Source organism: Halobacteriovorax sp. RT-2-6 (assembly GCF_047085025.1).
Lineage (GTDB): Bacteria > Bdellovibrionota > Bacteriovoracia > Bacteriovoracales > Bacteriovoracaceae > Halobacteriovorax_A.
Genome location: NZ_JBKIYH010000001.1, coordinates 1,383,289 through 1,397,358, shown reverse-complemented (window position 1 = coordinate 1,397,358; position 14,070 = coordinate 1,383,289). Strand labels below are relative to the sequence as shown.

General features: G+C 36.3%; 12 protein-coding genes and 1 tRNA gene. 5 read left to right on the top strand and 8 right to left on the bottom strand.

Going from position 1 to position 14,070, the window contains the following annotated elements; genetic code table 11:
* Positions 1–11: 11 nt before the first annotated feature.
* Positions 12–2,846 carry a hypothetical protein gene (locus ACMAYS_RS06600; protein WP_412462968.1) on the bottom strand — a complete coding sequence of 945 codons (2,835 nt, stop codon included), beginning with the start codon at positions 2,844–2,846 and terminating at the stop codon, positions 12–14.
* Positions 2,847–2,938: 92 nt separating this feature from the next.
* Here ACMAYS_RS06600 and ACMAYS_RS06595 point away from each other — a divergent pair, with 92 nt between their 5' ends.
* The 3 genes from ACMAYS_RS06595 (at position 2,939) to ACMAYS_RS06585 (ending at position 6,309) form a co-directional block, all read left to right on the top strand.
* Positions 2,939–3,571, top strand: a complete 633-nt coding sequence (locus ACMAYS_RS06595) for an NAD-dependent epimerase/dehydratase family protein (protein ID WP_412462967.1) — start codon at positions 2,939–2,941, stop codon at positions 3,569–3,571.
* A gap of 169 nt (positions 3,572–3,740) precedes the next feature.
* Positions 3,741–5,600 carry a CheR family methyltransferase gene (locus ACMAYS_RS06590; RefSeq protein ID WP_392990856.1) on the top strand — a complete coding sequence of 620 codons (1,860 nt, stop codon included), beginning with the start codon at positions 3,741–3,743 and terminating at the stop codon, positions 5,598–5,600.
* A 70-nt stretch (positions 5,601–5,670) separates the two neighbouring features.
* Positions 5,671–6,309: a LysE family translocator gene (locus ACMAYS_RS06585; protein ID WP_233189736.1), complete on the top strand. Its 639-nt coding sequence runs from the start codon at positions 5,671–5,673 to the stop codon at positions 6,307–6,309.
* Here the strand turns inward: ACMAYS_RS06585 and ACMAYS_RS06580 are convergent.
* From ACMAYS_RS06580 to ACMAYS_RS06550, 7 genes are all read right to left on the bottom strand, one after another.
* Positions 6,306–7,004, bottom strand: a complete 699-nt coding sequence (locus tag ACMAYS_RS06580) for a phosphoribosyltransferase (protein ID WP_412462966.1) — start codon at positions 7,002–7,004, stop codon at positions 6,306–6,308. The two genes, ACMAYS_RS06585 and ACMAYS_RS06580, sit on opposite strands and share 4 nt — an antisense overlap.
* A 12-nt stretch (positions 7,005–7,016) precedes the next feature.
* Positions 7,017–7,502: a cyclic nucleotide-binding/CBS domain-containing protein gene (locus tag ACMAYS_RS06575; RefSeq protein WP_412462965.1), complete on the bottom strand. Its 486-nt coding sequence runs from the start codon at positions 7,500–7,502 to the stop codon at positions 7,017–7,019.
* 173 nt (positions 7,503–7,675) lie between these two features.
* Positions 7,676–7,751 (bottom strand) — tRNA-Gly (locus tag ACMAYS_RS06570).
* 116 nt (positions 7,752–7,867) lie between these two features.
* On the bottom strand, positions 7,868–8,722 hold the full coding sequence (locus ACMAYS_RS06565; protein WP_412462964.1) for an AraC family transcriptional regulator: 855 nt from the start codon (positions 8,720–8,722) through the stop codon (positions 7,868–7,870).
* Between the two features lie 62 nt (positions 8,723–8,784).
* Positions 8,785–9,714 (bottom strand): KamA family radical SAM protein, encoded by a 930-nt coding sequence (locus tag ACMAYS_RS06560; RefSeq protein WP_412462963.1) that lies wholly within the window; start codon positions 9,712–9,714, stop codon positions 8,785–8,787.
* Positions 9,711–9,971, bottom strand: a complete 261-nt coding sequence (locus ACMAYS_RS06555; protein WP_103216321.1) for a hypothetical protein — start codon at positions 9,969–9,971, stop codon at positions 9,711–9,713. Before ACMAYS_RS06555 ends, ACMAYS_RS06560 begins: the two co-directional genes overlap by 4 nt.
* 15 nt (positions 9,972–9,986) lie before the next feature.
* Positions 9,987–10,871 (bottom strand): exonuclease domain-containing protein, encoded by an 885-nt coding sequence (locus tag ACMAYS_RS06550; protein WP_103216322.1) that lies wholly within the window; start codon positions 10,869–10,871, stop codon positions 9,987–9,989.
* A 142-nt stretch (positions 10,872–11,013) separates the two neighbouring features.
* On the opposite strand from ACMAYS_RS06550, the gene lpdA reads away from it, so the two are divergent.
* Positions 11,014–12,402: a dihydrolipoyl dehydrogenase gene (gene lpdA, locus ACMAYS_RS06545; RefSeq protein ID WP_103216323.1), complete on the top strand. Its 1,389-nt coding sequence runs from the start codon at positions 11,014–11,016 to the stop codon at positions 12,400–12,402.
* 19 nt (positions 12,403–12,421) lie between these two features.
* On the top strand, positions 12,422–14,062 hold the full coding sequence (gene sucB, locus ACMAYS_RS06540) for a 2-oxoglutarate dehydrogenase, E2 component, dihydrolipoamide succinyltransferase (RefSeq protein WP_412462962.1): 1,641 nt from the start codon (positions 12,422–12,424) through the stop codon (positions 14,060–14,062).
* The last annotated feature ends 8 nt before the right edge of the window (positions 14,063–14,070 follow it).

The following is a 14,070-nucleotide window of genomic DNA, read 5'->3' as shown; positions in this document are numbered from 1 at the left end:
CCTTTTTTTTTCTAGTATGTAATTCCAATACCTAAAAATACTTCACTTTCATTTTCTTCTGTTTCGTGTTTTCTAACAAAACGGTATCCAAAGTCCACAGGAATGGCCCTGAAGATCGATGTATTAAAAACCACTTCCGCTCCATAACTACTAATATGAAATCCATTGTCTGCTGATATAGCGTATACTTTAGTGTTATCGTAGAAGAGATTCATATAAATTCGCTTAAAGTAGATGAATGCTGAAATATTATAATCCGGATAGAAAAGTGGAAATAAATAATTAGAAGTGGTTTTTACATATCTCTTCGTTGCGAAATAATTATAACCACGAGAAAAAACGTATCCCATAATTTCTTGTGAAGTTGGCTGAAAGCGATAGCTTGTTCCATCTCCATACTTTTCACCATTAACAGAAAATTTAAAGCCATTATTATTAAAAAAACCAGGCGTCGTAATTGTAAGATCTCCAAACCAGCGATAATCACCAACTAATCCAGTCGTGTCATCTGTACTTGCATCCTGGTACATTCCTAAAAGAGAAAAGCTCCATGGCGAGATAATCGATCTTGCCGTATAGTCTTTATAAAGATTGACTAGTAGTGACGTACTTTGACGAATTAAATCCGATTCTCCTGTTGTGTCAACGTCATTTGAATTGTAATCCTTAGTTTGAACGAACTCAGCACTATAATCTAAAGTTATATTTAAGTTATAGAGATTTTTTCTGAAAACGAATGGTAGTTGTACTTTTGCTCCTACTGCATTTTCATCCCAGCCATAGTCATCATTATCTGTCCCTAGACGACTTACTTCTCGTTCTCTTAAATCGGCGATTAGGCTGAAAATTGGCCAATATCTTTTGAAATCAATTTGTAGCGATGAATATGGAGTATTCTCAGCCGCTTCATATCCTAGGTTAACATTCCATCCAAAGTCTCTTAAGTAATTATCTGCCCACAATGACAGTCCATAACCTTGACCAACAAAGAAGCTCCAAGAGTGTGGAGTAAAAGCTCGCCAGTCAAAACCAGAGTAATCTTTTTCTTTGTATAGATTGAAGTTTTTATTTGCTACTTCATCACGGTCTTTAAATTCTATTTTTTCAAAGTTATTTAAGCGATCACTAGGGCTATCTTTGGAATAAAACTTATCAGGATTAATTAAATTATCGATTGGTAATTTCTGACAGTTTGACATCGAAGTATTGCTAATTCTCTTACCATTTATTGTTTGTTCAGAGAATAAAATCTCATCATTTGAAAATGTAGGTGAGTAGGCTGCAATTCTAGAAGTCGTACACTTTTGTAGCTCTTTTGCGTTTATGTTGAATTTGAAAACCTCAACTGAACCATTGTATTGAGCTTCAAATAAAATATTATCTTTGTAATCAGATTGTAGCCAATAGAGATTGTTAAAACTTACTGGAATTAGATTAGTTATATTATTATTTCTTAAATTTGCACGTACGAGACCTTTTCCACCACTGGCCTTTGTCACAAGTGCTATAACCTCATCTTCATTGATTGAAACAGCTTCTAAGAATTTGTATTCATTGCTTTTGATTGTTCTAAGGAGTTTGCCATTTAATTCAAGTTCTTGAACTATCCATTCATTTTTGTCATTAAAGTTAATAGCAATGATCCTTGTCCCATCTTCGTTGAAGTGTGGATTATAAAGCCTCATTCCCGAAGTAATATACTTCTTATGACCATTTTTTAAATCAATTAGGCTTAAATCAGAATAGCTTTTGAACCCATATCGCCAGTGCGGTAAAAAATGAGATTGTACGGCATGATTTTTACTATAGTCTAATCGAGTAATGTCTTCACTGTAGGCTAAATCTGTTAGAACTTCTTTTTTACCATTAGTTTCTTTAATTAAGCGATAGAAGTTATTAAGGTCATACTCTAGATAATATAGATCAGCGCCATTTTTGTATTGATTAGTCTTAATATTAAAATCTGTTATTTTTAATTCTGGAAAGCTGTCCTTTTTCCACTTTTTTCTTAAATCTTCAAATGCTTCGTAGTAGAAGTCATAAAAGTCGATGCCTGATGCATTTTCAATTGCGCCAACAATTCCGTTTGGATAAGGCCTTGCTGTAACATTGTCCATGACATTATCCCAAAAGTTGTCACCATACTTTTTGTAACCATGAGATATTAGAACGTATCCATAAATATACCAACTCACTAATCTATCATTATATGTTCCATTAACAAATTGATCGTATGTTGGTGTTTCGCCTTTAAGTAAAATTGCTTTTAGTCTTGCCATAAAGCGAGAAGAGCGACCTCGTCCTGATTGAGTATATTTTGTTTCAGCATAAACAGCATCACCTTCCATATACCAAGGCTTTCTAGCTAAATAACTTAGAAGTGCTTGCCCAGTATCACCCATAAGTACATCAAAAGCCTTTACAGTTTTCTTATTAAAGATATCTTGCTGGATAACGTGGCGATATTCATGAATCGATAAATTTTCATGCCACTCAAGTGTACTTACATGGGCAAAGAAATTGGTTGAATCAAACCACTCTGTACGTCTTGGAGCAAGTGTTACAAATCCATTAGGATCACCCATTTCTGGACGATAGATCAAGCTAACTTGCTCCGGCTTTTTTAGCCCATAAGAAAGTCCTACATATTTTGAGTAGTGCTCCATTAGATTGGCCATATAAATTGCATTCTTCTTAAAACCTTTAGGGTAGATAACTTGCACAAAATCATTCTCTAAAGTTGACCAATCTTGTGGTGGGCTTTGAGTATTTACCCAATTATGTTGGGCCAATGTGTGAAAAGAAGTTGATAATATAAAGGCAATATATAGAACAAACTTTGTCATTAATTGTCTCACTGTGGTTAAAGCTAATTTTGTTTATTAAAATTAAACTTTATTGTAGTGAATATGTAAATGAATTGGTTAGGGAGTATTGAATGAGATTACTAATACTAGGAGCAACAGGCCTTGTGGGCAGTCATGTGTTAAAGCTGGCCATCGAAAGAGATGAAATCGAATATATTGTTGCACCTGTACGTCGAGAAATTAATTCACACACTAAACTATATTCACCCATCATTAATTTTGATCAGGTAACTTCAGCAATGTTTAATGAGTGGAATGTTGATGCTGTCATTTGTGCTCTTGGTACAACAATTAAAGTGGCCGGTAGTAAAGAAGCATTTAAAAAAGTAGATCTTGTGTATCCTCTTACTTTTGCAAGATGTGCAAAGGAAGTTGGAGTTGAAACTTTTGTCTTAAATTCGGCAATGGGAGCGAATGAGAATTCTATTTTCTTTTATAATCAAGTCAAAGGGAATTTGGAAAATGCATTGATGAACTTAAAATTTAAGTCTCTTTGTCTAGTGAGGCCTGGACTCATTGGTGGAGAGAGGAATGAGTTTCGATTAGGGGAGGTTATTGGAAAATGTTTATTGAAAACTTTCCACTATATCCTACCAAAAAGCTTACGTATTAACCCTGCTTCATCAATTGCAAAAGTGATGCTAGAGGCGGCAATAGAGCAAAGAGCGGGGATAAAAATCATGACCTCTGACAGGTTAACGTAAATTGAAAACGACTTTTCAGTACCTTACTAAGCAATCTATATAAATTTTGTTCCGATTACTTTTTATCATTTAACTATCTGAAATTATTGTTAAGAAATTATAACAGTTGACGATAAGTCGAGATATAGATTTTTCATCTATTGGGATTTTTTATATTTCGGAGAACTATGTGAACCAAGCTTTTAAGAAAGGTATTGAGTGGGATATTATCAGTCTTGCTAATTATGTGTCAGAAATTGTTTCAAAAGAAAGTGGCAATATTCTAGGACCGGCACAACAGTCGATGGTAACAAGTCGTCTTAAGAAGAGAATGATGACCTTAGGTTGCTCGACTCCGGAAGATTATTATAGTTATTTAACAAAAAATTATGCAAAAGAATCATCGCATTTAATTTCAATGCTAACGACTCACCATACTTACTTCTTTAGAGAGTTTTCTCATTTTGAATATTTATTAAAGAATCTTGATAGTATTGTTGCGAATGCAAAGAAGCGTGGCGATTCTACGATAAGAATTCTTTCGGCAGCTTGTAGTCGTGGGCAAGAAGTTTACTCACTTGGAATGTTCTTTCATCATCATTTAAAAAACTATCCTGGGATGCGTTTCGAAATAGTTGGAACTGATATTGATCCTGAAAGTGTTAAGATTGCAAAGAATGGTGTTTACCGTTATCGTGAAATAAAATCAATCCCAACTGTATACTTAACTGGTAACTGGATGCGTGGCTCTGGTGAAATTTCAAAATTTGCTAAAGTTAACGCAAATATTAAAGATAACTGTCAGTTTGGTGTTATGAATTTACTTGCACCAGAAAAGTTTCTAGGTAGCAAAAAATTTGATATTATTTTTTGTCGTAACGTTTTCATCTACTTTGATCAAAAATCTATTGAAAATATCGTAATGAATTTCAAAAAATATCTACATAAAGATGCGCTATTTGTTACTGGAATAAGTGAGTCACTGAAGGGGACGAGTTTAAAGGTTCAGACACTTGCTCCAAGTGTATATTGCCTAGACCCTGAAGCACCTAAGGCTGAAAGAAATCTTAGTCTTGTTAAAGATGGTGTTGCACCACTTTCGAGACCTGCTATTAGACCAATTTCAAGTCTACCTTCGATACCTAAACCTATTCGTATGCTAATAGTTGATGATAGTTCTTCTGTTGTAAAACTACTAACTAAGATATTTGAAAAAGATGAGGACTTCGAAGTTGTTGGAAGTGCGGCCAATGGTGTTGAGGCCCAGGAGTTCCTAAAAACTAATAGAGTCGATGCGATGACTCTTGATATTCATATGCCAGAAATGGATGGAGTTGAGTATCTGAAAAAGAATTATCGTATGGGACATCCAAATGTAATTGTCGTATCAAGTGCTAGCCGTGAGGATACACGTTATGCTCAAGAAACTCTTAATAATGGAGCATGTGACTTTGTTGAAAAACCAGCTCTAAATAACTTAACTGAAAGAGCTGAAGAGATTAAGAATAAGGTGAAAATGTCTTTCTTAAATGCAGGACCTGCTGTTACAAAAATTGATCGCTCATTCCAGAAAAGTTTTGATATCAAGAATCCAGATACAAAGGCACGTTTCTTTGTTGGAAGCTTTAGTGATAAAAAGAAAATCGTTGCAACACTTGATGAGTTAAGAGGTAATCAACCTCCAACATTCTTATTCTTTGAAGGGAACGGAAACTTCCTTGAAATGATTAGTGAGGAATTTAAGTCTGTTCCAAATATCGAAGTTTTCTCTCAAATGACGACAGTTGTGAACAATGCTGTCTATATTTGTGATTTCAAGTCACACTTTGCTTCTGTAAACGCGAAAACTTCTTCACGAAAGAAGAGCTTATCAGTTTTTGGAATTGTATCAAAACAAGTTGAAAACTCATTTTTTGATTTAAAGAATACTCAAATCCTGATCGAAGATACTGAAAGTATCAATGCTAGTGTTAAGGAAGTAGCTTCAGATATCTTTCCATGGACAAGTTTTGCTCACCTTGGAACAGAGTACCTTGCGGATGATGAATAGTTAAATTATCTATAATCAGTCTCTCTTCATACTTTTTGAAGAGAGATTGAACTTTGTTATTGGAATTCTCGTGGAAAATTCTTTTAGTGCTTTCTTATTTTTGTGTTTTATCTTAACCATTACTCCTGGTTCAGATACCGCGTTAGTTTTGAAAAGTTCAATTAGTGGTAATCGTAAGAATATAATGGCCACTATTTTAGGGATCTGTTCAGGTCTTTTTATTCACGCAGTGATGTCTTCACTTGGACTCTCTGCAATCTTGCAACAATCTGCTGAGCTATTTCACTTTGTGAAAATGATTGGAGCTGCTTATCTCATATACTTAGGTGTACGTGCATTATATGAAGCATGGTTTAGTGGTAGTAAAACGAACCTCTTTCTCGTTTCGAAAAATGAAAGAAAACAGGTCTCTGTCTCTAGTGAGTTTCGTAGAGGTCTTTTAACGAATATCTTAAATCCAAAAGTTGCAATTTTTTACTTAACTTTCTTACCTCAATTTATTGATATTAATTCTAATCCACTAGTTCAATCAATTGGCCTGTCGTTAGTTCATATTGCCTTAAATCTAATTTGGCTCTTTCTATTTGGATACTTTGTTACTTTCTTTAAGGCACAGTTTGAAAAGGGAAGAACTAAGCGTGTTGTTGAAACACTTAGTGGTTCAGCATTCTTATTCTTTGGTCTCGCTCTAGCAAAAAGTAAAGATTAGCCCTTGGATTTTCTGAACATTCTATCTTGTTCTTGTGCTAGTATTTTTCCTTGATATGTTTCATAGGCTTCTTTTAATAGTTCTCCTGCTCTTGTATTAGAAACTGGTAGAAACTCTAGATAGCACTCACCAACGGAGAGAAAGTTGTGTGGAGTTTCAAGTACAAGAATATCATCTACCAGATTTATAATCTCACTCCAAGATTCTCTAGAACATACAGGTGTTACAACTTCAATTTTATTTGGTGTTTGCTGTTTGATTAATTTGATTGCGGCCTTAACTGTTGCACCTGTTGCGATCCCGTCATCAACAATAAGAATATCTCGACCTGCTAAATTAATTGGCTCTCTCCTTCTTCGTAAAATTTTCGCCTGCTCCAGGGCCTCTCGTCTTTTTTCATTTGTTAATCGACGTAATTGAAGTTCATTAACTCCGAAGTGACTTATTAAATCTCTATTATAGTATGTGTCTCCAGTTTCGGTGACAGCGCCAATAGATAATTCACTGTTTCTAGGTGCACCAATCTTTTTTACACAAAATACATCAAGAGGAAGACGGTGCCTCATTGCTATTTCGTAGGCTACAGGAACACCTCCTCTAGGAAGAGCAATAACTACAGCGTTATTTTTTTCGCGTATCTTATCCTTGAATTCCTCGGCCAATAATGCACCGGCTTCCTTTCGGTTTTTAAACATCTTCGCTTCCTATTACGCAATTTTAACTTGTCGTGTTTCGTCAATTGGACATTGAATAGCGGATTCTTTTTCTATCTCTAATTTAACAATTTGTGAAAGGTCATGGATTTCATTACCAAGTCTTTGAATAATATCGTCCGAAGAAATGATTCCTACTATTTGATCTCTACTGTTTACAACTGGGATGCGTTTAATACCATTGGCCTGCATCTTTTTTATTGTATCGACAATACTATCCTTCGGTGTGCACAGAACTACATTCTGAGTCATGATCTCACTTACTTTAGAATAAGGTTCAATCTTTCCTTCTTTTCCAAAAGATATGGCAATGTCTCTGTCTGTTAAAATTCCAACGGGAGTATTTTTCTTACCTGTTATATTATCCACAACAATAATGGCGCCAACGTGCTTTTCATACATCTGCTTTGCCGCATCTTTTAAGGTTGCATTTGAATTTATGATAACAACATCTTTTTGAATGATATCTTTAATCGCCATTATTTATCTCCTGATAAGCTTTTCTTTCAAGTTGATTATAAGAGGAGTTATCAGCAGATAAGATTTAATTATTTTTAAAGAAAGGTTTTGATTAATTTTCGCTTATCGTTCACGAAGCAAGCGTCAGCGCTAGCGTATCGTTTAAAAATGAAAGTATCTTATTATTTAAAGAATGGAGCGCGTGACAAGAGTCGAACTTGCGACATCCACCATGGCAAGGTGACACTCTACCAACTGAGTTACACGCGCTTATTTGAGTGAGATGAAATATATTGCTGAGAGAAAAAGTTGTCAATAGGTACAGAATATTTTTTTTCAATAAAGTATTAACTACTTAATTTTACAAATATATTCTGCACCTTTGTTTAAATTAAAGGTAAATAAATATCTGTGATCAGTTCATTTTCAGGAACCTCTGGAAAGAAGTTATGATAATGAAAGAAAAGTGGAAAATCTCGAAGCTCCTCGCCACTTGTCGGAAGCCATTTTCCATATAATTCGTAGATCTTACCCTCAATATTATCAGGTGAACCAAAGTGGCGTGCAACAGCACATCGCCCAGCTGGAATCGTTTTTTCGATAACTCCATCTTTATTTTGTTTTAAGTCTTCAAATAGTTCACCACAAATATCAAAGGCAAAATCCTCTGGTTTTGTATTATTTGGATCGTTGTAGACGATACCAAATGTGCGTGCTTTGTTTATTGGTGATTGCTTACTTTGAATTCGCCAATTTTTAAACTTTTCAACTGAGTTGTTAAGAGTTGTGGGTGAAGCTCTATGTTCAAGAACGGCCACCTTCATTTCTTCTAAGTTTATTATTTTTATTTCCATGTGATTATCTCCTGTAGGAATTATGAATTGATATTTCTCATGCCACTTTTCCCAGTTAGGTGCACTTCTAAATTGAGAAGGAGTAACATTAAAAACTTTTTTAAAAGAACGAGAAAATGCCTCAGGACTATCGAAATTAGCATCAAATGCGATATCGATAATCTTCATTTCTTTGTTGAAGACAAGTTGATACGAGGCCCTCTTTAATCGTGTTAATTGAATAAAGCTGTATAGACTAATATTAAGTTTTGCCGTGAAGACACGGTGAAAGTGATACTTAGATAAACCTGATACTTCTGATAGTTTTTCAAGGTTAAGATCTTCATTAATATTATCAGCTATATATTTACAGATAAGAGCTATTCTATCGTTATATTCATTACTCATAAAACTATGATAGCGTACTTTAATTTTGGAAACTTGATTAATCTTGCTCTTTAAGAATTTCTTTATAGATTTCTTTTTCCCGAGCCATCAGGTGAATCGAGAATATATTGAGGTAGAAGCCACCCTGGGACTTGGCGGCGAAGCTTACGATAGATTTCTCGCCCTTCATCTTGTGTGAGGTAGAAGTGCATGGCACCTTTTGCTTGGTCAGGATGGTGGAGGTAGTAGGGCCTAACTCCTAAATCATGAAGTTTATAAATAAGCTTTTCTAAGTCTTCGACTTTATCATTCACGTCTTTTAGAAGCACAGATTGCGAGAGTAGTGGAAAGTATTTTCCAAGTTTTGCAATACAATCACGCACATCGCTTGTGATCTCATCGGCGTGATTTATGTGAATAACAATATTGATATCGTTGAATACTTGCTTGAACTTGTTAAGAACTTCGATCACTTCATTACCAATATAATTTGGAAGGGAAGCGGGAGTTCTGGTATGAAAACGAATGAATTTAATATGTTCTAATTTGCTAAATTCATTTAGGTAGAAATCGATTTTTGCAGCTGAAAGCATAAAAGGATCGCCACCTGAAAAGATAATTTCATTAATCTCAGTATGGGCCTTGAGGTAAGTTATAACTTTTTCAAAATCGGCCTTAAAAATTTCATGCTTTCCACTTAATTCATTCTTTCTGAAACAATAGCGACAAATTACCGGACAAATAGTTGTCGGAGTAAAAAGGGCGCGATTATCGTAGCGATGGATTAGTTGTGGAGCGACGTATTTTTGTTGATCACCGATTGGGTCATCAAATCCATCCTGATGAAGTTCTTGATTAGAAGGAAGAAATTGTTTGGCATGAATGCCATCAAATCCTTCTTTTTCAATTAGCTCATTTATATGATTGGGGATAAAAACTTCGTAGCGAGATGGTTCTAAATTAAGACCAAAGCGAGCATTGACTTCATCTGTGCTTCGCAGTCCTTTTCTCATTCTTCGCTATTATCTTTTTTGTTTTGTTCTTCGTATTTTTTAATGTCATTTAGGTGATGCCACTTGGCCCAATAGGCACATCCACGAATAAGAAGGGCCCCGTAAAGAGCAATTCCTGTAAAGTGAAGCATTACACTTACTGTAGAGAGCACACCTGTGTTTTGAAGTAACCAGTAGATCCAATAGAGTAGAGCGATGTGAATGATGAAGATCACGACAAATTGGATTTTATATGAGATTGATTTTCCTGCTAGCATGGCGTCTTTATATAACTACTTTGAGTCATTTTCAACATGCTCACGGATTTCTTGGATCTTTTTAATGGCAAAAGATTTGTAGATATCTGTAAGTAGGCAGTGAGCGTAGAGAACATCGCCGGCAGGCATTGGTAAAAGAGCAACAGGTTTTATTGGTCTAAATTTACCTTTGTATGTTCCACCCTTGTATTTGATATCAATAACTTCTTGTTTAGCGATATGTGCTTGAAGTTTTTGAATCGTTTCAGGGGCTTCTGCGATATTGGCCTTTCTAAAGTCTTGGATATTTAGAATTTCACCTTCTTTAAGTTGGCGATTAGACTTCACTTCATCCAGGGTTTTAGCAAAAACACGAAGACAGGCAATTGTATCATCAAGTGCACGGTGATGATTTTCAAGAGGAATATCAAAGTGTTTACACAATGAACTTAGTTTATGGTTCTCACTTCCTTTCACATATTTTCGAGAAAGTTTGCATGAGCAATAAACCTTAGCTTTATGTAATTCCATCTTAAGTTGGTGCATCGCAAAGACGATAAAGCCTATATCAAATTTTGCATTATGGGCCACAAGAGTGTGAGTTCCACTGAACTCAAGAAATTTTGGTAAGACCTCTTCAATTGAAGGAGAATCTTTGACCATCTCATCTGTGATACCATGGATTTTTGTTGTGAATTCAGGGATTGGATTTTTAGGTTTTACTAGGGACTCAAAAGTTTCTATTTTGTTCCCGATGACTTTAATAGCCGCAATTTCAATGATTTCGTCAACTAAAGGGGAAAGTCCTGAGGTCTCTAGATCGAGTGCTATAAGGCCTTCTGGGAAATACTTATTGATATTTTTAATTTCGCTCTGTGTAAAATTAATGATAATCCCTTTAAGTTGGCTTATAGAGGGCAATTACAACGATTTGTAAATATTAACGAATCGTAGCAATGTGTCATGCCAATTTTAAATAATTTTAGTACGTTGAAGAACCTTAAATCTTAACTTTTATTACTGATTATGGGCCTTATGGTCAATAGTTTGAGGAAATATTTTTATGAAGAAATTTGATGTTATTGTTATTGGTTCTGGGCCAGGTGGATATGTCGCCGCTATTCGTGCTGCCCAACTTGGAAAAAAGACTGCGATCGTTGAAAGTAAAGAACTAGGCGGTGTTTGTCTTAACCGTGGATGTATTCCAACAAAAGCGGTTCTTAAAGCAGCTCACAGTGTACACGAGCTTGCTGATATGAAAGATCTTGGTATTGATGTTGAACTTAAAGGTTTAAACGGTGGCCAAGCTGTTAAGCGTGCAAAGGGAATCTCTGCAAAGATTTCTGGTGGTGTTGCTTACCTAATGAAGAAAAATAAAATTGAAGTTTTTGAAGGTTATGGAAAGCTTCGTACAAATACTCAAGTTGAAATTACTTCATCTCGTGGTCACACTGAAACAATTGAAGGAACAAATATCATCCTTGCAACTGGTGCTCACTACCGCTCATTTCCTGGACTTGAGCACGATGGAAAAAGACTGATTGGTGCTTGGGAAGCAATTAAAATGGAAGAGCTTCCAAAGTCAATTGGGATCATCGGAGCTGGTGCTATCGGTGTTGAGTTTGCTTACTTCTGGAATGCATTTGGTGTTGATGTTCATATCTTTGAACTTCAAAAGAATCTTCTGCCAATCGAAGATGAAGAATCTTCAAAAGTAGTTGAGAAAGCATATAAGAAATACGGAATTAAAATGTCTCTTGGTGTTGAAAAAGTTTCAGCTAAGAACAATGGTAATGACGTAACAATCACTGAAGTAAAAGGTGGTAAGACTGTTGAGCATAAATTTGACATGGGTCTAATCGCTGTTGGTATGACAGGAAATATCGATGGTATCGGACTTGAGACTGTTGGTGTTCAAACTGATCGTGGGTTTGTTGTAGTTAATAATACTTACCAAACAAACGTACCAAATATTTACGCAATCGGTGACCTTGCTGGTCCACCTCTTTTAGCACACGCAGCTTCTCACGAAGGTATTATTGCTGCTGAAGCGATTGCTGGTCTTCACCCACATCCACTAGATAAGATGAATGTTGCTGGTTGTACTTACTGTCAGCCACAAGTTGCATCTGTTGGTTACACAGAAAGAGCTCTTAAAGAACAAGGTATTAAATACTCAGTAGGTAAGGTTCCATTTACTGCAAATGGTAAGGCCATGGCATCTAACGAAACAGAAGGGTTTGTTAAAACTCTTATGGGTGAAGATGGAGAAATGCTTGGTGCACACATTGTTGGTACTCATGCAACTGAACTAATTCACGAGTATGTACTGTTCAGACAAATGGAAGGTGTTGATGAAGAAATGTTCGCAACGATTCACCCACACCCAACTTTAGGAGAATTCCTGGCTGAATCTGTGTTAAACGCTAAAGGTAGATCAATCAATTTTTAATTATATATAAGGACTGAATATGAAAAATGATATCGTAATGCCACAAATGGGTGAGTCTATTACAAACGGAACGATTACAAAGTGGCACAAGCAAGTTGGTGACACAATTGAAATCGATGAAATCCTATTAGAGATCTCGACTGATAAAGTTGAATCGGAAATTCCATCTCCATTCTCTGGAAAGATCGTTGAGATTCTTTTTGAAGAAGGTGAGACAATTGATGTTGGTGTAAAAATCGCAGCAATTGATGATGATGCAAATGCAGCTGTTTCAGCAGCACCTGCTGCGGCGGCTCCGTCTCCTGCAGCTCCAGCAGCAACTCCTGCTCCTGCGGCAGCGGCTTCTTCTTCAGATACTCTTGAAGACGTTGTTATGCCACAAATGGGAGAGTCAATTACTAACGGTACAATCACAAAGTGGCACAAGCAGCCAGGTGATATGATTGAAATCGATGAAATCCTTCTTGAGATTTCAACTGATAAAGTTGAATCAGAAATTCCATCACCATATGCAGGTCGTGTTGAACAAATTCTTTTTGAAGAAGGTGAGACAATTGATGTTGGTATTAAAATCGCAGCAATTGAAACTGATACTTCAAAAGCATTTGGTGCAGCGGCAGCTCCGGCTGCGGCAGTGGCAAGTACTCCAGCAGCAGCACCAGCGGCAGTTGCAGCAGCTCCAGTAGTGGCAGCTTCTGTTCCAGCAGGACGTCGTTTCTACACTCCTCTTGTAAGAACTCTAGCAGCTAAGCATGGTGTTGATGTTAATGAATTAGCACACCTTAAAGGAAGTGGAGCAGGCGGACGTGTAAACAAAGCTGACTTCATGAATTTCCTAAATAATAGAGGAGCAGCTCCTGCAGCAACAACTTCAGCTCCTGCGGCGGCTCCTGCTCCAGTAGCAGCGGCACCTGCACCTAAGGCAGCTGCACCAGCTTCTGTTCCAGCTGCAACAAGCGGACGTGTTGAAGTTATTCCAATGGATAATATGAGAAAAGCAATCGCTAAGAATATGGTTGCTTCTAAAATGACTTCACCACACGTTAACTCGATTGATGAAGTTGATATGACAAACCTATTTAAATTTAGAGAATCGTTCAAGAAACAATTCCAAAAAGAAGAAGGTTTCTCTCTAACTTATACTCACTTTATTCTTTATGCTCTAGTGCAAGCGCTTAAAGAGTTCCCAACGGTTAATGCTTCAATTGATGGTGACAATATCATCATGAAAAAAGACATCAACCTTGGTTGTGCTGTAGCTGTTCCTGGTAACGGACTTGTTGTTCCTGTAATCAAAGGTGCAGATAACCTAAATATTAGAGGTATCGCTAGAAAGCTAGACGAGCTTGTTCAAAAGGCAAGAGCGAAGAAGCTTACTATGGATGATATGTCAGGTGGAACTTATACTTTCACAAATAATGGATCTTTCGGAATCCTTATTGCAACACCTGTTATCCTTCAACCACAACTTGGTATCTTCTGTGTTGGTACAATGAAGAAGCGTCCAATTGTTACTGAAGATGACTCAATTGCAATTCGTCAGATGATGTATGCAACTCATACATACGATCACAGACTGATTGATGGTGAAGTAGGATCGAAATTCCTAAGACACGTAATCAACACTCTTCAGACAACTGATTGGGCGGGATTATTTTAGTAAATTTA